The organism is Collinsella sp. BM28 (genome assembly GCF_054551995.1).
In genome coordinates this window covers 1-22,416 of record NZ_JBTOLJ010000001.1, presented here as the reverse complement: position 1 = coordinate 22,416, position 22,416 = coordinate 1, and the positions used below count along the sequence as shown (strand labels likewise).

18 protein-coding genes are annotated in these 22,416 nt (G+C 61.4%); 9 read left to right on the top strand and 9 right to left on the bottom strand.

Annotation, left to right across the window (positions count from 1 at the left end; translation table 11 throughout):
- Nucleotides 1-139: 139 nt before the first annotated feature.
- Both ACX9NZ_RS00090 and ACX9NZ_RS00085 read right to left on the bottom strand, forming a co-directional pair.
- Entirely contained in the window at nt 140-1,948 is a 1,809-nt protein-coding gene (locus ACX9NZ_RS00090) for a sensor histidine kinase (RefSeq protein WP_407495997.1), read from the bottom strand.
- Nucleotides 1,945-2,679, bottom strand: coding sequence for a response regulator transcription factor (locus tag ACX9NZ_RS00085; protein WP_294160100.1), 735 nt, complete (start codon nt 2,677-2,679; stop codon nt 1,945-1,947). The genes ACX9NZ_RS00090 and ACX9NZ_RS00085 overlap by 4 nt, the downstream gene beginning before the upstream one ends.
- A gap of 419 nt (nt 2,680-3,098) precedes the next feature.
- Here ACX9NZ_RS00085 and ACX9NZ_RS00080 point away from each other — a divergent pair, with 419 nt between their 5' ends.
- The 9 genes from ACX9NZ_RS00080 to hypE all read left to right on the top strand — a co-directional run bounded on the left by ACX9NZ_RS00080 (nt 3,099) and on the right by hypE (nt 12,801).
- Nucleotides 3,099-3,962, top strand: a complete 864-nt coding sequence (locus ACX9NZ_RS00080; protein ID WP_294123746.1) for a PRD domain-containing protein — start codon at nt 3,099-3,101, stop codon at nt 3,960-3,962.
- 143 nt (nt 3,963-4,105) lie between these two features.
- Nucleotides 4,106-5,536 (top strand): PTS transporter subunit EIIC, encoded by a 1,431-nt coding sequence (locus ACX9NZ_RS00075; protein WP_407495994.1) that lies wholly within the window; start codon nt 4,106-4,108, stop codon nt 5,534-5,536.
- A gap of 110 nt (nt 5,537-5,646) precedes the next feature.
- Nucleotides 5,647-6,501, top strand: a complete 855-nt coding sequence (locus tag ACX9NZ_RS00070) for a Nif3-like dinuclear metal center hexameric protein (protein ID WP_407495992.1) — start codon at nt 5,647-5,649, stop codon at nt 6,499-6,501.
- Nucleotides 6,502-6,799: 298 nt separating this feature from the next.
- Nucleotides 6,800-7,048 (top strand): hypothetical protein, encoded by a 249-nt coding sequence (locus ACX9NZ_RS00065; protein WP_407495990.1) that lies wholly within the window; start codon nt 6,800-6,802, stop codon nt 7,046-7,048.
- A 2-nt stretch (nt 7,049-7,050) separates the two neighbouring features.
- Nucleotides 7,051-7,566: a nickel-responsive transcriptional regulator NikR gene (nikR, locus tag ACX9NZ_RS00060; RefSeq protein ID WP_118652713.1), complete on the top strand. Its 516-nt coding sequence runs from the start codon at nt 7,051-7,053 to the stop codon at nt 7,564-7,566.
- A 66-nt stretch (nt 7,567-7,632) separates the two neighbouring features.
- Nucleotides 7,633-10,233 carry a carbamoyltransferase HypF gene (gene hypF / locus ACX9NZ_RS00055; protein ID WP_304292349.1) on the top strand — a complete coding sequence of 867 codons (2,601 nt, stop codon included), beginning with the start codon at nt 7,633-7,635 and terminating at the stop codon, nt 10,231-10,233.
- A gap of 82 nt (nt 10,234-10,315) precedes the next feature.
- A complete protein-coding gene (locus ACX9NZ_RS00050) occupies nt 10,316-10,555 on the top strand; it encodes a HypC/HybG/HupF family hydrogenase formation chaperone (protein ID WP_118652709.1) in 240 nt (79 codons plus the stop codon).
- On the top strand, nt 10,552-11,676 hold the full coding sequence (gene hypD, locus ACX9NZ_RS00045) for a hydrogenase formation protein HypD (RefSeq protein ID WP_118652707.1): 1,125 nt from the start codon (nt 10,552-10,554) through the stop codon (nt 11,674-11,676). Before ACX9NZ_RS00050 ends, hypD begins: the two co-directional genes overlap by 4 nt.
- 15 nt (nt 11,677-11,691) lie before the next feature.
- Nucleotides 11,692-12,801, top strand: a complete 1,110-nt coding sequence (gene hypE / locus ACX9NZ_RS00040; RefSeq protein WP_407495987.1) for a hydrogenase expression/formation protein HypE — start codon at nt 11,692-11,694, stop codon at nt 12,799-12,801.
- Between the two features lie 149 nt (nt 12,802-12,950).
- Here hypE and ACX9NZ_RS00035 read toward each other — a convergent pair whose 3' ends face one another.
- From ACX9NZ_RS00035 to acpS, 7 genes are all read right to left on the bottom strand, one after another.
- Nucleotides 12,951-14,792 (bottom strand): carbon starvation CstA family protein, encoded by a 1,842-nt coding sequence (locus tag ACX9NZ_RS00035; protein WP_118652703.1) that lies wholly within the window; start codon nt 14,790-14,792, stop codon nt 12,951-12,953.
- A gap of 470 nt (nt 14,793-15,262) precedes the next feature.
- Complete coding sequence (gene tsaD, locus ACX9NZ_RS00030; RefSeq protein ID WP_330006052.1) at nt 15,263-17,698, bottom strand: tRNA (adenosine(37)-N6)-threonylcarbamoyltransferase complex transferase subunit TsaD; 2,436 nt, start codon at nt 17,696-17,698, stop codon at nt 15,263-15,265.
- Between the two features lie 85 nt (nt 17,699-17,783).
- A complete protein-coding gene (gene tsaE, locus ACX9NZ_RS00025) occupies nt 17,784-18,287 on the bottom strand; it encodes a tRNA (adenosine(37)-N6)-threonylcarbamoyltransferase complex ATPase subunit type 1 TsaE (protein ID WP_294160116.1) in 504 nt (167 codons plus the stop codon).
- A 1-nt stretch (nt 18,288) separates the two neighbouring features.
- Entirely contained in the window at nt 18,289-18,996 is a 708-nt protein-coding gene (locus ACX9NZ_RS00020; RefSeq protein ID WP_118652697.1) for a uracil-DNA glycosylase, read from the bottom strand.
- Between the two features lie 39 nt (nt 18,997-19,035).
- Nucleotides 19,036-20,187 carry an alanine racemase gene (gene alr / locus ACX9NZ_RS00015; RefSeq protein ID WP_118652695.1) on the bottom strand — a complete coding sequence of 384 codons (1,152 nt, stop codon included), beginning with the start codon at nt 20,185-20,187 and terminating at the stop codon, nt 19,036-19,038.
- A 3-nt stretch (nt 20,188-20,190) separates the two neighbouring features.
- Entirely contained in the window at nt 20,191-21,798 is a 1,608-nt protein-coding gene (locus ACX9NZ_RS00010) for an NAD(P)H-hydrate dehydratase (RefSeq protein WP_294123994.1), read from the bottom strand.
- Complete coding sequence (gene acpS / locus ACX9NZ_RS00005; protein ID WP_294123996.1) at nt 21,795-22,343, bottom strand: holo-ACP synthase; 549 nt, start codon at nt 22,341-22,343, stop codon at nt 21,795-21,797. Before acpS ends, ACX9NZ_RS00010 begins: the two co-directional genes overlap by 4 nt.
- Nucleotides 22,344-22,416 lie beyond the last annotated feature (73 nt).

Here is a 22,416-nt window from a genome sequence, read left to right as displayed (position 1 = left end):
TCTCAACCGCGTGTCTACCTTTTGTCTACCAGTGATGACAATTCAGTAAGCCTTACGTTAAGGTAAGCTTTTCTTAAGGTAAGGTCGGCGCATCACCGAGAACAAGCTCCCCCTTCTTCAATCGTATGCAGGAACGCGGTCACCCCTCTCGCTCCGTGCCATCCACGTCAAACGTCGCGGACGCACATGCGCCACCCATTTCGCCGTTCGCCAAATCAAGCGCACCGCCGTGCAGCCCACACAGGATGCTCGACACGTTCAGCCCCAAGCCAAAGTGCACGGCAGACTTGTTCTCGCTGAAAAACGGATCGCATCCGCGGCGTAGCGCCTCGGGCGTGAAGCCCGGACCGTCATCGCTCACGCGGAGGACGAGCTCACCCTCCCGCACGACTGCCTCCAGCCCAACGACACCGCGCGCGTGTCCACACGCGTTGCTCAGCAGGTTATCGAGCACCTCCTCGACGAGAGAAAGGTCGACATACGCGAGACCGCTCTCCATATCCGCGGTGTGCGGACGGGGGCTCTGCACGATCGGGACCGTCGGATCCACCATCGGCTCCTTCCCCGCCGTGCCCGCTCGCCCAAAATGCACCGGCGGCATCTGCGGACTCACGCGAAGGCCAAGGCCCTCGCCACGTGCCGCGACAACCTCCGCGGCATGGGCGGCGAGCTCGTCAACGAGCTCGCTTGTCGGCATGATGCGGCGCTCGACGGGCCGATCCTCCAGCTTGGTGAGTCCGCCCATTTCTGTAGCGTATCGTTCAAGCCTCATCACCTGCGACGAAAGCGTGTTGAGCGACTCCTCTGCAAGCGCATCCCCACGGCGCAGGCGCATCTGCGCCATCTCGACCGTGCCCCTGAGTACCGTAATCGGCGTGCGCATATCGTGCGCGAACGCCGCATTGAGGCGGCGGCGCCCTTCCGCCGTACGCCACAGCTCCCGCTGGGCATCGAGCAGCGAAGCCCTCATGTCTTCGAGCCTCTCCGACAAGCGGCCAAGCTCCTTGCCCCGAACCCGCTCAATCGAAAAGTCCAAGTCTTGCCTGGCTATGCGCTCCGCGGCACCCGAGAGCTCGCCCAAAGGACCGGCGATATGCACCCGATAGAACCTGCGGAACGTGATCCAGCCCAACCCGCCGTAGGCCAGCACCGGAGCAAGGCCGGTAGCAATCGCCAGAATCCACGGCATGGGGCCGGCGGGGCGCTGGGATGCCGCATAATATGCGGTGTTCGAGACGAGGTTCTCGCCAAAGGTCTCCTCCAGGTCCGCGTCGGTCATCGACTCGAACAGCTCGACACTCTGCAGGCGATTCGCGCGGCTAAGCTCGTCATATCGCGCCAGATTGTCCGCGGAGATCGAGTTGTTCACCTCGAGGGCCTCCTCCTGCGGATACCATTCGTTGTAATTGAGACCCCAGTCGTACAGCTGGACCTGTCCGTCGCGAACCATGTCGACCGTCGCGTGTATCACGCTGGCCGCATCCGCACCCTCAGGCGCGTAATCGTCTCCGGCCTCCCAGTCCCCCGTGGCGATGAACACCGCAAGCGGACCGTTGCCCGGCAGGTCAAGCTCGGAGGCGGGAAGCAATTCTCGCGCCACGGGGTCATAGATATATGGCCCCGAATCAACCACGCCGCGCTGCGTCAGACCGTTTTCGAACGTCACCTCAAGTTCGTAGTAGCCGTTGTTCCAGGTGGAAAGAAGCTCGATGAGCCCCAGCGTCAGCACCGTGGCGACCGCGAGGTACGCGCCCAGATACACCGTGAACGTCAGGCCGAGCGGGCGCGTGCGCCACCATGCGCCAAGGCGCTCCCGGCGGGGAAGCCGCTTGAGGGCCTCGCGCTCACGCGCCCGGCTTTCGCGACGCGACGCGCGACGGGCGCGGCGCTCATCCCCGCGCGCAGCCAGCCGGGAATGCCATCCGCCCGCATCTCCCGCGCGCCTCACTTGGCCACCCACTTATAGCCGACACCCCAAACCGTAGCAATGGGGTCTTCGGCCACGCCCGCGGCGGCGAACTTGTTCCGGATGCGACGGATGTGCTCGCGGACCTGCGAGGGGTCGCCCGCGGCGTCCCAGCCCCATACGCGCTCGTATATGGCATCTCGGTCGAACACTTGGCCGGGGCGCTTGCTCAGAAGGGCGACGATGTCGAACTCAAGTTTGGTGAGGTCGACGGCCGTCGTGATCGAGTCATCCGCCTCGTATGGCTGCCGCCCGCCGTTCGCTCCGTGGACCTCCACAACCCGCTGCGCGTAATCGATGGTTAGTTCGCTAAAGAACCGTGCGGCATTGCCGCTTTTGCCGCCACGGGCCCTCCCCTCGCGCGCCATGTGGGCCGCCACACGACGACCCAGCACCTCAAGGGAAAAGGGTTTGAGCACGTAATCGTCGGCGCCGGCGGCGAAGCCATCGAGCTGGTCCACGTCCTCGACGCGGGCGGTCAGAAACATGATGGGACAGCTCACGTGCTCGCGCAGGCGACGACAAACCTCAAAGCCGTCCATACCCGGCATGTTCACATCGAGCAGTATGATGCCGAGCGCAGATTCGGCCGAGGCAGCGGCAAGCGCCTCTGCGCCGCTATGCGCAGTCGTGACCTCGTAACCCTCCATACGGAAATACTCCGCAAGCATATTCGCGATATCGACCTCGTCATCAACGACCAGCATGTGCATGGCGCCCCCTCCACTCTTCCAACAGCAAGACGCGCCCAGGTGCCCGGGCTTCGCGCCGCATAATCTCCCACCCGTAATCTTGCTCCAAATCTGTCTATCCTTTGTCGAGAGTTAACTCTCGGGGAGCTTTTGTCGACTTACGCCCGAAAAAGCGCCGCGAAAGTTAACTCTCGCGGCACCATACCCAGGCGGCACGAGAGCCGCCCCTCCCCAAGGGTCTCCAGTAATCCGTGAGCGGTACGCCCGAATCGGCTAGCGGCAAATTCCCCCATCTCCAGCCATTCGCTTGACGCCCTACAATCTCGGCAAGTATTATGCAATGCGTACACAGGGTGTTACCCACGCTTTTGCGACGGGGCAGACTGGACGCATCAGGGCGCATTATGTCTGTTCCGTTTTTTCATGCCGAGGGAGGGCCCGTGATCGTACTCAAGCGCATTAACAACAACGCCGTGCTGTGCATCGACCCCGCTGGCCACCAGGTCGTCGCCCTCGGTAAAGGCCTAGCGCAATGCACCGTGGGCAAAGACGTTGACCTCAACCTTGTTGACCACACCTTTTACGACGTCGAGCCACGCTATGTTGAGCTCATGCGCGACCTTTCTCTCGACTACCTTGAGGTAAGCGCCCAGATTGTCAACGTAGCAAGAGGCATGCTGGGCTACGACCTGAGCCCGAACATCGAGGTCGCCCTGGCCGACCACATTCAGTTTGCCATCCAACGCATGCGCGAGCATATCTATCTTTCGGCTCCGCTTTCGTACGATCTCCAACAAAACTATCCGCTGGAATATAAGATCGCGCAATGGTCACTCGGCCTGATTCGGCAGCACTTCGGCGTCGCGCCACCCAGCAACGAGATATCCGGCATTGCCATGTGCCTGATAAACGGTGCCTACAGTTCAGCAGGAGCCTCCTCAAGCGATGAGGCAGAAAAGCAGGACAACCTGCTTGAGCAGATAATCTCGCTCATTGAATCCAACATGGGGGCCTCCGTCAGCCGAGAGGGATTTGGCTTTGCTCGGTTCGCGACCCACCTGCAATACCTTATCCGACGCGTAGCCTCCGGCGACTCCATATCCTCTGACAACTCCGAGATGTACCAAATGGCTGCAGCGGACAACCGGGCTGTCTCCTCGTGCGTCGACGCCATTGCGGCTCTCATCTCAAGCGCATATCGCCAATCACTCACCGATGAAGAAAAACTCTACCTCATTCTTCACGTCAACCGTATCTGTTCGCGCTCCGATGTAGCCCGCCCAGGCAATAATCCCAGCGCGTAAAGATAGCTATCCGGGATCGGCACGGCGCGCACGCCGATCAGGGCATAGAGACCGTTTCGTAAGGCATCCGCATACGCTCGCGCGATGCCCGCGATGGTGAGCGCATGCTCGCCTGCCATCGCAATACGTGAAAGGAGTCCACTGTGGCCAACAATAAACAGATCGCAGCCGACGTCCTCGAGGCAGTCGGCGGCAAGAGCAACGTCAGTTTTGTGACACACTGCATGACCCGCCTGCGCTTCACCCTCAAAGATCGCACCGTGCCGGACACCGCAGCCGTCAAAAAGCTCAACGGCGTCCTCGGGGCACAGGAGTCCGGCGGGCAGTTCCAAGTCATCATCGGTCAAAATGTTCCCAAGGTTTACGATGAACTCTGTATCCTTGGAGGTTTTTCCAAGCAGGCGGCGATTGACGAGAATCTGGATGGCCCAAAGGAAAAGCTCACCATGGCAAGCGTCGGCAAAAACATCATGAACTATCTTGCCGGCTCCATGACGCCGATGATCCCCGTCCTTCTTGCCGCTGGCCTGTTCAAAACCATTGGCGTTGTGTTTGGGCCCACTATGCTTGGCGTCATGGCCGCGGACAGCGACCTCGTTCGCTTTATGGACATGATCTACAATGCCGCATTTTACTTTATGCCCATCTACCTTGGATTTAATGCTGCCAAGCAAATCGGACCCACGCCGATTCTCGGTGCGTTTTTAGGAGGCATGCTCATCGAGCCAACTTTCTCCTCACTCGCTGCCGAAGGGGCAGACTTTAGCATCTACGGTGTCTTCCCATGCGCTCCTGGTGCCTATGCGCAGACCGTTCTGCCCATTCTCTTGACCATCCCTGTTGCCTATGCAATTGAGCGCATTATGCGTAAACACATGCCTGATGCACTGCAAACCGTGTTCGTTCCTTTCCTCACTCTCGGAATCACGCTCCCCATATCCTTCTGCCTACTCGCCCCTGCTGGCTCTTGGCTCGGGAACGGACTCGCCGGCGCGTTCGAGTTCCTAGGGACCTCCGGCGGCGTCATCTCCATCCTTGGCGGCGGCATCCTTGCAGCGGCATGGCTCCCCATGGTCATCACCGGCATGCATGTTGCGCTCATCGGAATCGCTCAGGTCGCCTTCCTCCAAGCTGGTTTTGACCCATTTATCTTCGTTGCCATCACCATTAGCCTCTGGCCTGCGTTTGGTGCGGAGATCGCCGCGTTCCTCCGTCTTAAGCTTCGCGACGAGAAGAGCGCTTGCGCCGGTTATCTTGTGGCACAGCTGATTGGAGGCGTCGGCGAGCCCTTCATCTACGGAATGACCTTCCGCTACCCCAAGCTCTTCGCCTGCTGTATGGCGGGGAGCTTCGTTTCCGGCGCGCTCGCACTCGCACTCGGCGTCACTGCATACGTAGCCGGGCTTCCGTCGAGCGTCCTGTCTATCCTCACCTTTGTGGGCGGAGGTACGGAAAACCTCCTGTTCGCCTGCATCGCTGCGGCGGCGGGCTTTGCAGTCTCCTTCGCAGCAACGTGGTTCTTCGGCTTCAGCAAGGACGAGATCGAGAACGGGCCCCTTAGCGAACGCGACTAGCGTCGCCCGTTAAACCCCACAGGGTAGCCATTACCATTTAAGAGGGCGACGGGGCATAGCGCTCCTCGCCCTCTTCATCACGTCAACTCACGAATCCGGGAGGCCATACCATGCTCATCAGCGAGGCAATCCAGAAGACCAAGGACTTTTGTTGCGGCATCGACGCTTTCACGGGCAACCCGATCGACCCCGTCACCACGCGCGACAAAGTCACCTACGGCAACACCGATCAGGAGTGCACGGGCATCATCACGTGCATTTGGCCAACCGCGCACATCATCGATGAGGCGCGAAAGAGCGGGGCGAACCTCATCATCACCCACGAGGCCCTCTTTTGGAATCACGGGGACCATCAAGATGTTGTTGCCGACAATAGCGCATTTATAGCCAAGAAAGAACTGCTCGATAACTGGGGCGGAGCCATCTGGCGCTGTCATGACTATATCCACGCTGGAGTTCCCATCGAGGAAAACGGATCGATGGCCGATGGCATATTTTACGGCTTCGCTTGGAAACTAGGATGGCTCGGCTATCGAACGGGAAAGCTGTTCAACAGCATGGATTACGTAATCCCTCCTACGCCCGCACGGTCCCTCGCCAAGCAAATCGTAAACAAGCTCGGTTTAAACGGGGTGCGCGTAGTGGGAGACCTGGATACAGATGTTGAACGAGTCCGTATTCCCATGCACATCATGGGAGGACCTGGCGACACCGCTACCGCCAACGCCATGGATTCCGAGCGCATCGACGCCCTCCTTAGCATGGAGATGATTGACTTCACCACCTGCCAATACGTGCGCGATGCCGCTATGCTCGGCCACGGCAAATGCGCCGTTCAAATCGGACATTTCAATCTGGAAGAGCCCGGCATGGAATACATGGCAACATGGCTTCCCAAAGCGCTCGAAACAGAGGAAGTCCCTGTAACATTCGTCCCCATGGGTGACACCTACCAATACGTGTAGAGGAACGCTCCCAAATAACCGGAGCTGCCGATTGGTCGCCATGCACAACGTGCCAGCCATAACCAGGCTGCAATTTGCGAGGAATTCTCGCACGGCCTCTCACCGCTGCCGAAGCTCCCCGAGAGTTAACTCTCGGGGAGCTTTTGTCGACTTACGCACGAAAAAGCGCCGCGAAAGTTAACTCTCGCGGCACCATACCCGGGCGGCACGAGAGCCAAAAGAGTACACTTGACCCATAGCGACCATCCCGTCACAACGGGGGGCTGCACAGCGGCCCGAGCGTATCGAGGAGCACGACATGCACGACGCAGGCATGAATATGGGGCAGCTCGAGATGAGCATCAAGCAGGTAGACGACGCCATCGCGCTTGCCCACGAATGGAGCCACACGCTGCTGCACGCCACGGAGACCTATGACATGGAGCGCATCGGCGGCAAGCTCGAGGCCGCCATGAGTGCCCTTGATGAGGCGCGCGGCGCGCTTGAGGGCTATCAGGAGGCCATCGAAGCCGACCACAACGCCGTTGGCACTATCAAGCTGGTGTAGTCATGGCGCACGAGCACGCCCACATCGGCCACAGCCATCATGCATGCGCCGAGAGCAATGCCCGAAGCTACACCGTGCAGCCATCGAGCGGCTCCGGGGAACTCGCCCGCTTTTCCGTCACCGTGCCCGAAGACCTTCTCGCCACCTTTGACGAGCAGATTTCCCGACGTGGCGACGTCGCAAACCGTTCCGAGGCCATTCGCGACTTGATTCGCGCGTCCCTTGTCCGCGAGACTACGCGCACTCCAGAAGAGCAGGTCATTGGCTCGCTCACCATGATTTACGACCATCACACCGGAGACCTCGCACGTCGTTTAGACGAGGTCCAGCATGACTACACGGATGAAATCGTCTCTACCATGCATGTACACCTCGATCACCACAACTGCCTCGAGATTCTCGCCCTCAAGGGAATCGGCGCGCGCGTCTACGAGCTCGCCGACAGGCTCTTGGGCCTGCGCGGGGTCAGCCATGGCGAATTCACCTGCGCGGCGACCACATCCAGCCTAGAACTCTAGGCGACCCAAAGCCCGTCGCCACGCAAGCGAATCCGCAATGGCAAACAAACACGAAAGCACCTGGCGATGAAACACGTGCGCATACATATCACCGGCATTGTCCAGGGAGTGGGCATGCGTCCGTTCGTGTACCGCGAGGCGGTGGCGCACGGCATTTCGGGATGGGTGCTCAACGCCGGAGACGGAGTTCATATAGAGGCCTGTGCGGCAGAGGATGCACTCGAAGTGTTCGTGCGCTCGCTGCGCGATCACGCGCCGGCGGCATCCCGTATCGATCACATCGCCGTGGAGGAGCTCGACGCACACGACGACACAGTGGTGCAGGCATCGACGACATCGGGCGGGGCGAGCGCGCGCAGAAAGCACTCAGAGGCCCACGAGTCTTGCGGCATGCCCGCGTTCCGCATCATCGCCTCCCGCGATGCGACGGCCCACACGACGCTGGTATCACCCGATATCGCCACATGTGACGACTGCCTACGTGAGCTCTTCAATCCCGCAGACCGACGCTACCATTACCCCTTCATCAACTGCACCAACTGCGGACCGCGCTTCACCATCATTCGCGACCTGCCCTACGATCGCGTCAAGACCTCCATGAGCGCTTTTCCCATGTGCCCCAACTGCGCCGACGAGTACAGCAGCCCCCTTGACCGGCGCTTTCACGCGCAACCGGATGCCTGCTTTGTGTGCGGTCCCCACATCACATGGCGCGAACGCGAAGATCACGAGACCGCAATGGGCGATTCGCTCGAGGCAAGCGATGCCATCATCGCGCGTTGCGCCGAGGTCCTCGCCGCCGATGGCATTGTGGCAATCAAAGGCTTGGGCGGTTTTCACCTCGCCTGCCGCGCCGATTCCGAGCAGGCCGTGCGCGAACTGCGCCGCCGAAAACGCCGAAGCAATAAGCCGCTCGCCGTCATGGTGCGCAATGTGCAGATCGCGCAGAAGCTGTGCCGCATCAACCAGGTGGAACGCGACCTGCTTACCGGAAGCGTCCGTCCCATCGTCCTGCTCATGCGGCACGCCGAAGAAACGTGCCCCACAAAAGAAGACAAGGTGCTGCTCGCCCCCGCCGTCGCATTCGACCTTCCCGAACTCGGCGTCATGTTGCCCTACACGCCGCTCCAGCACCTACTCATGGAGGAATGCCGAACGCGCGGGGTCGATGTGCTCGTCATGACCAGCGGAAACATAAGCGAAGAGCCCATCGAGAAGGACGATGAGCACGCATGGGATCGCCTGGTCGCCAGCGAGATAGCAGACGCCCTGCTCGGTAACGATCGGGCGATTCTCTCGCGATTCGACGACTCCGTCGTGCGGGTCGTCAACGGTAAGGTCCAGCTCGTGCGGCGGGCACGAGGATTTGCCCCGCGCCCCATTGCGCTGCCCGCTCCGCCCGCTTCGTGCTCATCCTGCGTCTTGGCGTGCGGACCCGAGCAAAAGGCGACCCTTGCGCTCACCCGTCCCGGCAACCTCGACGCGGAAGAGTGCTTCGTTTCCCAACATATCGGCGACCTTGAAAACGCGGAGACGTTCGATGCGTGGAAAGCGGCGCTCGATCGCATGACGCAGCTCTTTGATGTGCGCCCCTCCGTGCTCGCCTGCGATGCCCACGCGGGATACCTCTCCAGCCAATGGGCGCAAGAGCAGGCACGGGCATGGGACCTTCCACTCGTCCGCGTGCAGCACCATCATGCGCACATCGCTTCCGTCATCGCAGAGGCAGCCGTGCACGGAGAGATCGATCCCGCTGCACGTGTTATCGGTATCGCCTTTGACGGCACGGGGGCGGGGGCGACCCCGAGCCCCGAAGCCCCCCTCCGCAAGCCCGTGCTCGATAGCACCATCTGGGGTGGAGAGATTCTCCTCGCAAGCCTCTCGTCTTATGAGCGCGTGACGCATCTCGAGCCTTGGCGCCTTCCCGGCGGGAGCACCAGCGTCCGCGACCCACGCCGCAACGCATTTTCACTGCTTGAGCAACACGGCCTTCTTGACCACCCCGGCGCCAGCACGCTCCTTGCAACACTGAGCTCCGATGAGCGCGCGCTCACTTCCCGCATGCTCGAGCGCGGCATCAATTGCCCAAGCACCAGCAGTATGGGTCGCCTGCTCGATGCCATAAGCGCCATCCTTGGCATATGCCACGTGGCGACATACGAAGGCGAGCCGGCAATCGAACTCGAGGCCGCCGCGTGGAAGCACGCTCGGAGGTGCGGTGCCGTAAGCGCGCAGCGCTTCGACGCAGGCACGCACCACGATGAGGGCGACTGCTTTACCGCTAGCCCCCAACCATCGCACGGCTACACGAACCGCCCCGGGGAGCATGTGTCCACCGAAGAGGCCACGATCGACGTCCGCCCGCTTCTCATCAAGCTCCTCGACGGGATGGCGCACAGCGCACCCGTCGAGGAGCTTGCATGGGTCACCCATCGGGCAATCATCGACATCACTGCAAAAACCGTCATCGGCATTTCAGACGCCACCGGTGTGCGCGCCGTTGCGCTTTCCGGCGGCGTCTTCATGAACCGCCTGCTCCTTGACGGCGTTTCCTCCGCGCTTGAACAGGAGGGGCTCACCGTCCTCACGCCTCACAGCCTTCCGCTGAACGACGGATGCATAGCCTACGGTCAAGCGGCAGTCGCCGCGTGGGTCGTCGGAGCATAGCACCCGCGGCACGCCGGTTCGTTGCTTCGTTTTTCCCGTAGCGTTACCATCTAGACCGATGACGCGACCCTGGGAGGTTGGCATGTGTCTCGCGGTTCCCGGCAAAATACTCTCGCTACACGATGACGCGCGCGGAACGGTCGATATGCTCGGCGCGCAGCGCGAGGTCTCCATACGCCTCACACCAGACGCCGCGGTAGGCGACTATGTGCTGGTGCACGCCGGCTTTGCCATCCAAATCATCGATGCCCAAGAAGCAGCGGAAACCCTCAGCATCGTCGAAGACCTTGCCGATCTGATTGATGAGGAACTTCCGGCATGACCCAGGGCACCGCTAAAGACGTCGCGGCGAACGCAGCACCCCCACTCGACGCTTTTCGCGATCCGGCGCTTGCCCGATCGCTCATCGACACCATCCACGCACTCGCCGGCGGTCACGCCATCAACCTCATGGAGGTCTGTGGCACGCACACTGTGAGCATCGGCCGTTATGGCTTCCGCTCAGTCATGCCCGATGGACTGCGTCTGCTCTCCGGACCAGGGTGTCCCGTGTGCGTCACCGCCAATCAAGACATCGACCACGCCATCGCCCTCGCGCGCGTGCCCGGAGCCATTATTGCGACATTCGGCGACATGATGCGTGTGCCCGGGTCAACGAGTTCGCTCGCGGCGGAGAAGGCCGCGGGCCGTGACGTGCGCATGGTGTATTCGCCACTCGATGCGCTTTCGCTTGCGCATGACAATCCCGGCAGCGAGGTCATCTTCATGGGCGTGGGCTTTGAGACCACGACACCGACTATAGCCGCCGCCATCCTCGAGGCGCAGGCGCAGAGCCTCAGGAACTTCTCAGTCTTCTGCGCCCACAAAACCACGCCACCCGCACTCCGCGCGATTGCAGGAGATCCGCATACGCACATCGACGGGTTCATCCTTCCCGGACACGTCTCGACCATTACCGGCATCGAGCCGTACCGGTTCCTTGTCGATGAGTTCCGCATCCCCGGCGTTATCACGGGTTTTGAGCCCGTCGATGTCTTGGAGGGCATCGCCGTGCTCGTCAACATGGTCGAAAGGGACGAACCCGCCATCCAAAATGCATACCGTCGCGGTGTAGATACGAAGGGCAACGCAGTCGCTCGCGCACTCGTCAATCAGGTCTTTGAGCCCTGCGACGCGATCTGGCGCGGGCTGGGCCCCATCCCGCAATCGGGACTGCGCATACGGGACGACTTCGCGGCATTCGACGCCACACGCCGCTTTGAGGTGGAAGTCGAACAGACCGTTGAGCCACAGGGATGTCGCTGCGGCGATGTACTTCGCGGGCGCATCGCACCAACCCAATGCCCGCTTTTTGGCCGGAAGTGTGCGCCCGAGGACCCCGTCGGCCCCTGTATGGTGAGCTCGGAGGGCAGTTGCGCCGCGTACTATCGATACCGCGCATAGCACCAAGGAGGCATCATGGGCATACAAGCAGAAACCGTGCAGCTCGGCCATGGATCGGGCGGGCAGATGATGAAGCGCATTATCGACGAGGTGTTCCTCGAGGCCTTTGGCTCGCCCGAGCTCCTCGCCGGCAACGACGCAGGCGTTGCCGAGCTGTCCCCATCAGCCACAATCGGCACTTCGCCGTCCACCCGTGAACCCGCCACCCACGACGACACGACCGCGCAGGCGCGGCTCGCCATGTCAACCGACAGCTTCGTAGTTACGCCACAGTTCTTCCCCGGCGGCGACATCGGTCGGCTGGCCATCTGCGGCACCGTCAACGATGTGGCAACTTCGGGGGCGCGACCGCTCTATCTGTCGTGCGGATTCATCCTGGAGGAGGGCTATCCGCTCGCAGACCTGCGACGCATCTGCCAATCCATGGCCGTAACCGCCCGCGAAGCGGACGTGCGCATCATCACCGGCGACACCAAGGTCGTTGAGCGCGGCAAGGCGGACGGCGTCTACATCAATACCGCCGGCGTGGGAATCGTGCCTGCGGGTGTCAACCTCTCCGGCTCGAATTGCCTGCCGGGAGACCTCGTTCTCGTCTCGGGCACCCTTGGCGACCATGGCATTGCCGTCATGAGTCAACGCGAGGGCCTCACATTCTCCACGCCCATCGAGAGCGATGCCGCGCCACTCAACCACCTCATCGCAGACGTGCTTGCAGCGGCACCTCACACCCGGTGTTTCCGCGATCCCACCCGCGGAGGTCTTGCGAGCACACTCAACGAGTTCGCGCAGGCAAGTAGCGTCCTTATCGCCGTTGATGAAGAGGCCATCCCCGTCAAACCCGCCGTGCGCGGCGCGTGTGGGATGCTCGGCTACGACGTGCTCCAAGTGGCAAACGAGGGCAAGATGGTTGCCGTCGTGCCCGCAGAAGAGGCAGAAGCTGCCCTTGCCGCCATGCGCGCATCGCGCTACGGCGAAAACGCCGCCATCATCGGCGAGATCGCCGCGCTGCCCGATGGCTCCAGCCAACCCGCGAGCACAACGGGCTCCGTCCGCGCGCGCACCCCGTGGGGTTCAACGCGCATCCTCGACATGCTCGTGGGCGAGCAGCTCCCCCGCATCTGCTAAATCGACTGCAGCAAAACGACCGAAGAAAAACGGGCTTCGTCGCGCATACGACGAAGCCCGTTCACGTGGGGGCTATGCTGATGCGAGGACGGGGCAAGAACGCCCCAGACCGTGCCCTTTCGGGCAACCCGCAGGCGTCCTAAGAGGATTTATGCCTCGACGCCCATACCCTCGGGAACCTCGGCCTTACCGGAGAACTTACCGGCGCGGTAATCGCGGGCGCCCATCTCGGACCACTCGGGCTCCTCATCGGGCATGGAGCCAGAATCCTTGCCCACGAGCTCCTTGAGGCAGTTCACGGCCACGATCAGGCCCAAGGCGACCAGCAGCACGGCGAAGACGAGCTGCAAACCAGAGGTTGCCATCACGGCCATACCGCCCGCCTGGAGCGCAGTGACGCAGCCCATGATGCTCATGCCGAGCGACGTGAAAGTACACACGAGCAGGAACGCAACGGGAACGTAGAGCATCCAACCGGATCGGCCGGTGCACTTGCAGAACACGGCCAGCGTGATCATGGTCATACCGCCGAGCAGCTGGTTGGAAGCGCCAAAGAGCGGCCAGATGTTGAGGTAACCGCCAAAGGTGAGGGCGAGACCGGGCAGCAGCGTCACAACGGTGGCCACCCACGGGTTGCCGAGAACCTTCATGACGCCGGTCTTCTCGTTTTCAACGGCGAGGGCGTCATTGCTGGTGGCAAAGAACTCGGAGAAAGACGTGCGGCCAATACGGGCAACCGCGTCAAGGGAAGTCAGGGCGAGGGCGGAAACATTCATGGTCATGAACACGGTGGCCACGGTGCCGTCCACGCCAAATGCCTGCATGCCGCGGGCAATGCCGGTGGCGAAAATGGCAAACGGAGTGGAGGCGACGCCGGCGTTGAGCGCGCCGGTTCCCGCGGTGTTCATGTCGGAGAACATGATGCCGGCGACGATGATGGCAAGGACGCCCACGAAGGACTCGACTACCATGGCACCGTATCCGACCTTGACGGCGTCGGCCTCGTTCTCAACCTGCTTGGAGGAGGTTCCGGAAGACACGAGGCTGTGGAACCCGGAGAGCGCGCCGCACGCAACGGAGACGAACAGGACCGGGAACATCATGCCGGAGGCGGTGGTGAAGCCCGTGAACACCGGTGCGGTGATGGTGGCCTGACCCTTGGCCCCCAGAACGACGATGCCGAGCACGGCGCACGCGATCATGACGATCATCATGATGGAGGTCAGATAGTCGCGGGGCTGCTTGAGCATCTGGATGGGCATGGCGCCAGCGAAGACCAGATAGACCATCACGACAGCGATCCAGCCGTTGAGATCGAGGTAGACCGGGAACTGCATGCCAACGGCGAACATGGCAACCATGAGCACGACGCCGGTAACGAACTGCTTGGCACCCGTGAGGTTGAACTTATTGCAAGCCCAGCCAAAAACCATCGCGACGAACGTGAACAGGATGGAGATGGTGCCGGCGCAACCCGCGGCGTAAGACTTGGCAACATCGACCGCACCGGCGGCGTCGGGTGTGAACTTGAAGGTGCCGGCGACCATCGAGGTGAACGCGGCGATGACGATCAGGCAGAACAACCAGCTGAACAGCAGGAACAGGCGACGGCCCGTGCGACCGATGTACTTCTCGATAAGCTGTGCGAGCGACTTGCCGTTATTCTTCATCGAGGCGTACAGCGCACCGAAGTCGTGCACGGCGCCAAAGAAGATGCCGCCCACAAGAACCCACAGCACGACCGGAAGCCAGCCAAAGGCCATGGCGACGATGGTACCCGTAACGGGACCGGCTCCGCAGATCGAGCTGAACTGGTGCGAGAACACGGTGAACGCCGAAGCGGGCGAGAAGTTCTTGCCGTCCTCCATGCGGCAAGCGGGCGTAAGAGCCTCACGGTCAACGCCCCACGTATTGGCGAGCCAGCGACCGTATCCCAGGTAGCCGACGGCCAAAACCGCCGCCGCCACCACCATCAATACAACTCCGTTCATGTTTTCCTCCCCCTCGTGAGATTTAAAGCCAAAAAAATGGGCCGTCGAACGATACGACGGCCCACAACCTATAAGCCGCCCGTGAAAATGCACGGGCGGCGACACCACGCCAACCCGTGCTAGCTAATAATTAGGCGAATGTATAGGCTGAACTGATGCATGACTTCAAAAACCCTCTTGGTCCTGACGAAAGCCCTTCTGCTTTCATCGACTAAAGTGAACATAGTGCAGTATCACGCTTTAGCAAGATGGAGTCAACTATATTTCTCACGTGTTTCGAACTATGAAACACCCTGTTTCCGCCGCGCTCGGCTCAATGGCCACAAGTCTGCCTCTAGGCCCGCCACCGCAGGGGCGTTTTGTCCGGCGCTCGGGCAGTCCTGCTCGCACGGAGGGTCCACTGGACCCTCCGGCTCGTGCGGAACTCGCGGCGGACAAAACGCCCATGCGGTGGCGGGCGGCCGGGGTCGCTACAGCGTCATATTGGGATCGGCGTCCACCGTAAAGTCGGAGCTTTCTCCGCGCAGGAACTTCTCGCGGGCCACCACGGCAATCATCGCCGCGTTGTCAGTGCAGGCGTTCTGCGGTGGCACGGTCACGCGGATTCCCTGACGGCCGAGCTTCTCGATCATCATCTTCCGCAGGTGCGGATTTGCGGCGACGCCACCTCCGATGCAGTACTCGCGAGCACCCGTCTCACGCAGTGCGTTCTTCGCCTTCTTGTACTGCACGTCAAACACCGCCGCTTCGAACGAGGCGGCCAAATCGGGAAGATGGATTGTCCTACCGGCCGCAGTCTCCTGCTCAATGTACAGCGTCACGGCGGTCTTCAGGCCCGACAATGAGAAGCGGTAGTCTCCCTTGCTGTTAAGGGCGCGAGGGAAGTCGATCGCTTTGGGATTGCCGTCTTCCGCGAGGCGCGAAATCACGGGGCCGCCCGGGTAACCCAGACCCAACGCCTTGGCGACCTTGTCGAACGCCTCGCCCACGGCGTCATCGAGCGTTTCGCCCATGACCTCATAATCGCCCCAAGCCCGCACATGCACGAGCATGGTATGACCGCCCGAGACGAGCGTGAAGATAAACGGCGGCTCAAGATCGGGCGTGGTGAGCTTGTTGGCGAACAGATGCCCCTCAAGGTGATTCACGCAGATAAGCGGTTTATCCGCGGCGAAGGCAAAGCCCTTCGCGAACGCCACGCCCACCACCAGCGCACCCACGAGGCCCGGCCCCTGCGTCACGCCCACGGCAGCAAGCTCGAAAGGAGCAATGGCACCGCCCTTGAGCCCCAGCGACACCGCGGCTTCCCCCAGGGCAGCATCAACAATGCCCACGATGACCTCGACATGCTTTCGCGAGGCGATCTCGGGCACAACGCCGCCAAAGCGCGCATGGAAGTCAATCTGGGTCGACACCTGATTTGCCAGCAGATTGCCTGCGGCGTCGATGATGGCCACAGCCGTCTCGTCGCAAGAGCTCTCGATGGCGAGCACAAGTTGACGACGGGCGAGCTCGGCGGCCTCGTCGTCGGTGCGTTCAGGTGCAGGCAGGGGCCATTCGCGCACCGATGCCGCGGTCGGCTCGGGCGAGGCGGCATCCACGGGCAGCACCAAGGGCAAGGAGGCCCCCATCACAAGCGCGTCGACTCCTGCCCCATAATATCCACGACGACGCCCCACCTCGACGAATCCCAGGCTCTCATACAGGGCGATCGCCGACACATTGCCAGCTTCGACTTCGAGTGATGCCGAGGTGCACCCCAGCATCTGCGCGTCATAGCTCACATGCGCGAGCAGTTTGCGCGCGATGCCCTCACGGCGGTGCTCGGGCGCGACTGCAACGTCCAGGATCTCCACGTCCTTGTCCACGACCATGCCGCCGGCAAATCCAATCAGCTCGCCGTTGTCGTGAGCGACCCACCACGAGCGGGCAGCCGGGGCCTCAGGGTCAAGCTCCGCCAAAAACATGGATGCGCTCCACGGCTCGTGACCCGCGCCGACAAAGCACGTACGCTCCAGCGCTGCCATGGCCTCCGCATCCGCCGCCGCCATGGGGCGCAGCTGCAAGTGGCGACCCGCCAGCTCGTCAGCCACGCCGGTCGTGGCAGTATTAACGCTTTCGGCGAGCCCCAAGCGTTTACGCTCGTTCTCCTCGGCATCGGACAGCCTGGTGTACACGGGCAGCACGGCGGCAGGATCACTGCTGCCGGCGGCCATGAGGCCCTCGGGGCTCGCGGCAGCCAAGAGCAACCCTTCGCCCGTAGGCCACCAAAGCTCACGCGGCAACGCGCGCGCCATCATGCCCGATGGCTCAAAAAGCTTCCCATAGCGCACCAGGCCGTCACCCGTGAGTTGGATATCGGCGGCATCTGGCCGAGATGTCCACTCCTTGACGACGAGATCCGCTTTGATCACGCGCTCTCGCTCAAACAGGCGCTTGGGGCCGCCATCGCCCACCTCATACAAAGCCGGGTAGATCTCGCCACGCATGGCATCTGCCGCAACGCCGATCATGCCGCGAACGCCGGAGCGCCACGCCGTCCAAGCGTAGGCGTCGAGCGTCGACGCGCCCATCAACGGCACATTCGCGCCACAGGCGAGACCCTTTGCCGTCGAGATGCCAATGCGCACCCCCGTGAACGAACCGGGCCCGCGTCCAACCAAAAACCCGCCCACGTCCTCAATCGTCTTACCGACATCCGACAGGGTCGCCTTCACCGTATCGACCAACTCGACGTTCGCATGCCTGCGGCACAGATGGTCACGAGAGGCCAGGACCTCCACGCACGCACGCGAGGGCGTGTCGTCAAAGAACACCTCGGGCGTCCACCAGGCAACCGAGCACGCGAGCATGTCCGTCGAGGTGTCAATCGCCACAATCAGCGTGCGAAAATCGTCCAACTTCATCGGAAGCGCCCTTCCAAACTGCAATCGTTCATCCAAATCATCCCCGGGATCAAACGGGGGGTGCCGCGCAGCCGCAGCCACGCACCTACCGCGCGGCCAGGACCGCAGCGTCGATGGCTTGCGCCAGCTCCTCCGCGCGTGCGCCATGTGGCACAAGCTCGATACTCCGCCCAGCGGGCTCACCCTCGACGCGCGATATGACTACGCCCAGATACTCATCGGTCAACTCGTCCTGGAACTGTTCGCCCCATTCGAGGAGACATGCCCCCTCGTAGCCGAGCACATCGAAGATGCCCGTGTCTTCGAGCTGATAGGCGTGCTCAAGGCGGTACAGGTCAAAGTGAAACAAGGGAATGCGTCCGCCATCATGCACAGCCATCAGGGCAAACGTGGGGCTCGTCACGGGATGGTCATCACCCAGTCCAGCCGAGACGCCCTTGGTGAAATGCGTCTTGCCCACACCCAGGCCGCCGGTGAGCACCAACACGTCGCCATCGGCCAAACAGGCAGCGACAAGCTCTCCCAAGCGAACCGTATCCTCAACGGACGCACTCTCGTAGAGCCGGTCCCCCTTGCGCGAAAGCGCCATACTACTCTCCCATCCGTGGCAGGGCATCCGAGTTGGAGGCATCTACGGTCGACGTCCCTGCACCCTCGCCCTTGGCACGTGCCTCATGGGCGGTGCGCAGTCCGGCATCGATGGGATGCTGCGCCAAATACTCCCCCAACATGCGGAAGTCCGCTTCGAGCAGCTCTTGCCACGCCGGGTTTCGCAACGCGGCTGCAGGATGGAAGGTTGGCATGACGGTGAAATGCCCCATTTGGTGGAAGCGGCCGCGCAACTTGGTGATGCCGACCTCCGTCTTGAGCACGAAATGCGTCGCCGGATTTCCCAGCGTCACGATGACATCCGGCCAAATGCTCCTAATCTGCTCGCGCAAAAAAGGAGAACACGCCAAGACTTCGTCCGCCTTGGGGTTACGGTTTCCCGGAGGCCGGCACTTGAGCACGTTGGCAATATAGATATCCTCACGGCGCAGACCAGCGAGCGAGAGGATTCCGTTGAGATTCTCGCCCGCTCGCCCCACAAACGGCTCGCCCTGCAGATCCTCGTTCTTACCAGGAGCCTCCCCCACAAACATCACGCGCGCGCGAGGATTCCCAACGCCGAACACGATATTGGTGCGCGTCTGGCACAACTCGCACAGCCTGCAGTCACCCAAGACAGAACGAATCTCATCGAGCGAGACTTCCCGTGGCTTCTGATTCTCATGTCCGGGAATGTGCATGACACCCATTGCGAAGTCCCTTCGTCACCTCGAGCCCGGCGAGCCCCTTTATACGTAAATCTTCTCCAAGCGCATGCCAAACCCGCATGCCAACTCATAGTTGATGGTCTGGCACGCGGCAGCGAGCTCGTCGAGCGTAATCCGCGCCTCGCCATCGCGCCCCACAATCGTCATAAGGTCTCCCACCTCGGCCTCGGGTGCCGGGCGCATGGGGTTTTCGCTGATGGCGACCATGCACTGATCCATGCAGATATTTCCCACCTGGCGAACGCGTCGCCCATCGAACAGCACTTCCATACGATTGGACAGAACGCGCGGAAGGCCGTCGGCGTAACCGATCGGCAGGGTGCAAATCTCAACACGCGTGCGCGGGACACGGTAGGTAAACCCATAGCCGACTCCCTCGCCCATGGCCGGATGACACGCATGCGTCACGCGAGCCTTGATGCTCATCACAGGTTCAAGCGGAAACACCGTGGCGGTGCGGTCACACGGCTGCAATCCATACAAACCGATTCCCGCCCTGATCATGTCGAAATGCATCGACGGGTTCAAAATCGATCCCGGCGTATTGTCGCAATGCACAATTCCCGGATCAAAGCCCGCCTCGCGCAAGCCGGAGATCGCCTCGGAGAACCGCTTGCACTGCAGCTGATGATCCCATCCATCGGGTTCGTCGGCAGTCGCGAAATGCGTGAACGTGCCGTCGCATTGCAACCCGGAATGAAAGTCGACGCTGCGTCTGAAATCGATGGCCTCCGTATAGTGCACGCCAATTCGATTCATGCCCGTGTTGATGGCCATGTGGTACTTGCCCACCTTGCCAAGGCTCGCCGCCCGCTCACCATATGCCCATGCGAACTCCGGTGAATACACGGAGGGCATAATCTCGTGTTCGAGCAGCGCATCGATGGCATCGGTGGGAGGTTCGCTCAGAAGAAGGATGGGGAGCTTCTGCCCCGCCTCGCGCAGGGCGACGCCCTCGAGTACCGTTGCGACGGCAAACATGTCGGCACCTGCTGCATGCATGACTTTTGCGCATGCAGCCGCTCCGTGTCCATAGGCGTCCGCCTTGACCACGCAGCAGAGGCGCTGACGCGCTCCCACAAGCCCCTTGAATGCTCGCGTATTGCGACGCAGGGCGCCCGTGTTAATCTCGGACCACGCCCAACGTGTGGGTGGTTCGCTCAACGTCTGCATGACCTACTCCCCCAATTCGATCCCGGCATCCTTGAGCGCCTCGCTCTCGACAAGGTGCATGGCATCGCCCAATACGTCGACCAGGTCGGTCGCGATGACACTTCGCTCGCCCATGGCAGCCGCGGCGGCATATCCGGTATACGAGTGCACGGCGACCGCATAGGCGCAAAGCAGCTCCCAGCGATCGACCTCGCCGTGACTCACCGCGACGTTAGCGGCAATGATGCCGGCAAGCACGTCACCAGAACCCGCGGTCGCCAATGATGCGGGACCGCTCATAGGCAGGAGCACCTTCTCAACACCCACGATTGCCGTGGAGGGGCCCTTTGCAATCACGATGAGGTTGTCGGAACCAGCGGCCCATACAAGCTTTTGCGCCGCATCGATGGCGGAGCTCAAATCATCGACGCGCGCATCTCCCACAAGTCGCGAAAGCTCGCGATTATGCGGCGTCAGGATGAGCGGTGCCTCACGACGATACACCTCCGGCGTCTCCTCGATTCCACCGATTGCCAGCCTGCTCATGCAGTTGAGTGCATCGGCGTCGAGCACCAAGGGAACTTCGGTACGCAGAAGGTCGGTCACCACCTGCATACCGCCCGCCGTCACCGTCATGCCAGGACCACACAACACGCAATCAAATTTCTTTGCAAGCTCACGAACGGGGGAGCTCGCCGCCGCACCGAACGCACCGCGGGAGTCGGAGGGAATACCCACAACCGGAACGCACGGAAGCGCCATTCGAATCAGGTTGGCACATGGCTCGGGGGCGGCAACCGTCACATAGCCGGCACCAGCGCGCGCGGCCGCCTTGGCCGCCAGAATTGCCGCTCCTGGATACGTTGCAGAGCCAGCGACGACCAAAACGGATCCGCGACTATATTTATTGACGTTGGCAGGTAAATCTGGAATATACTCCACCAAGTCCGCCGGCTCTATGATCTCTGCCGCATGCTCGACGTCGTCAATCACCTCGTCAAGCCGGTCATACAGCTCACCGCAGGAGATCTCTCCAGCAACTTCGGGCCCCTCTCCGCTATACAAACCGATCTTGGGAGCGAGAAGCGTGACAGTCGCCGTGGCCTCTACGCAGACGGAATCAACAACACCTGTCTCAGCGTTGAGACCCGAGGGGACATCGATGGAAACAACGGTGAGGCCAAGCTCGTTGAGCGCGGGAATCCAGATGGAAAACGGCGCGCGGACAGACCCCGAGAACCCGGTTCCCAATATTGCATCGAGCACCACATCGGCTTTAGAGAGAATAGCGGTAAGCTCATCACGAGAAGGGCCCACAACGACGCGAACATCCCGCCCCGCCGTCCTTCGAGCCACATGGCGAGCAATGGGACTCTTGATCTCGTTGGGCTCGATGGGCGTGACAACATCAACCGTGACGCCCTTATGACTGAGGATATCGGCAGCGACCCATCCATCACCGCCGTTGTTGCCAAAGCCACAAAGGACAACAACGTGTTTGGGCGCGAATTCGTACACACGATCAGCAGCAAACTCGCCAGCATGCTCCATAAGCGCAGCCTTGGAGGTGCCTTCCTTTTCAATGAGGTCCTCGAGACGTAAAACCTCCTCGACATTCAGCACAGGCTTCATGCGGCACCACCCTTCTCGACAACCGGCGCATCGCCAGTCGATTCTAGCAGCTCAGTGTTTTGAACGCGTTCCAATTCGTCGAGAACCGAACGCGCCTCGCGAAAAGATTGCGCGAGACGTTCGCGTTCGGAAACGCGCTCCTCCTTAGCTTTAGGCCTGAAATCAGGAGTAATCGCCATGGCATTGGCAACGGCAAGCTCACCCGTGAACGAAAGGGAAAGGGCCACTTCCTGCACGCCAAGACGCTGGGCAACGGCCAAGGCCCCACCAGACAAGACGGCAAGCGGGCGACCATTGGCATCACGAGAGACAGAGACGTCCTTACGCCCAACGCCCTCTTGGCCAAATCCGACACCGAGAGCCTTTAAAACGGCCTCACGCGCGGCAAACCGGCAGGCGTAGTGTGCTGCCGGCCTTGCACTGGCCTCACAATACTGTCGTTCTTCTTCGGTGAACATGCGCGGGAAGAAGCCGGGAGTGTCGCGCATGATTCGTTCCATGCGGGCAATCTCGACAATATCAACGCCGATGCCAGCCTCGGCCATAGGCACCTCCCGATATCAATAGGCATACCATCACTATTGTATCTATCATGGGTGCGCAAAATCATTGCAAGGT

What these genes read in the sequence shown, in the direction of transcription:
- hypE (WP_407495987.1), top strand. Translation starts at nt 11,692, where the DNA reads ATGGGCATACAAGCAGAAACCGTGCAGCTCGGCCATGGATCGGGCGGG.
- hypD (WP_118652707.1), top strand. Translation starts at nt 10,552, where the DNA reads ATGACCCAGGGCACCGCTAAAGACGTCGCGGCGAACGCAGCACCCCCA.
- ACX9NZ_RS00010 (WP_294123994.1), bottom strand. Translation starts at nt 21,798, where the DNA reads ATGAAGCCTGTGCTGAATGTCGAGGAGGTTTTACGTCTCGAGGACCTC.
- tsaE (WP_294160116.1), bottom strand. Translation starts at nt 18,287, where the DNA reads ATGGCGCTTTCGCGCAAGGGGGACCGGCTCTACGAGAGTGCGTCCGTT.
- ACX9NZ_RS00035 (WP_118652703.1), bottom strand. Translation starts at nt 14,792, where the DNA reads ATGAACGGAGTTGTATTGATGGTGGTGGCGGCGGCGGTTTTGGCCGTC.
- tsaD (WP_330006052.1), bottom strand. Translation starts at nt 17,698, where the DNA reads ATGAAGTTGGACGATTTTCGCACGCTGATTGTGGCGATTGACACCTCG.
- alr (WP_118652695.1), bottom strand. Translation starts at nt 20,187, where the DNA reads ATGCAGACGTTGAGCGAACCACCCACACGTTGGGCGTGGTCCGAGATT.
- ACX9NZ_RS00065 (WP_407495990.1), top strand. Translation starts at nt 6,800, where the DNA reads ATGCACGACGCAGGCATGAATATGGGGCAGCTCGAGATGAGCATCAAG.
- hypF (WP_304292349.1), top strand. Translation starts at nt 7,633, where the DNA reads ATGAAACACGTGCGCATACATATCACCGGCATTGTCCAGGGAGTGGGC.
- ACX9NZ_RS00085 (WP_294160100.1), bottom strand. Translation starts at nt 2,679, where the DNA reads ATGCACATGCTGGTCGTTGATGACGAGGTCGATATCGCGAATATGCTT.
- ACX9NZ_RS00020 (WP_118652697.1), bottom strand. Translation starts at nt 18,996, where the DNA reads ATGGGTGTCATGCACATTCCCGGACATGAGAATCAGAAGCCACGGGAA.
- nikR (WP_118652713.1), top strand. Translation starts at nt 7,051, where the DNA reads ATGGCGCACGAGCACGCCCACATCGGCCACAGCCATCATGCATGCGCC.
- ACX9NZ_RS00050 (WP_118652709.1), top strand. Translation starts at nt 10,316, where the DNA reads ATGTGTCTCGCGGTTCCCGGCAAAATACTCTCGCTACACGATGACGCG.
- ACX9NZ_RS00070 (WP_407495992.1), top strand. Translation starts at nt 5,647, where the DNA reads ATGCTCATCAGCGAGGCAATCCAGAAGACCAAGGACTTTTGTTGCGGC.
- acpS (WP_294123996.1), bottom strand. Translation starts at nt 22,343, where the DNA reads ATGGCCGAGGCTGGCATCGGCGTTGATATTGTCGAGATTGCCCGCATG.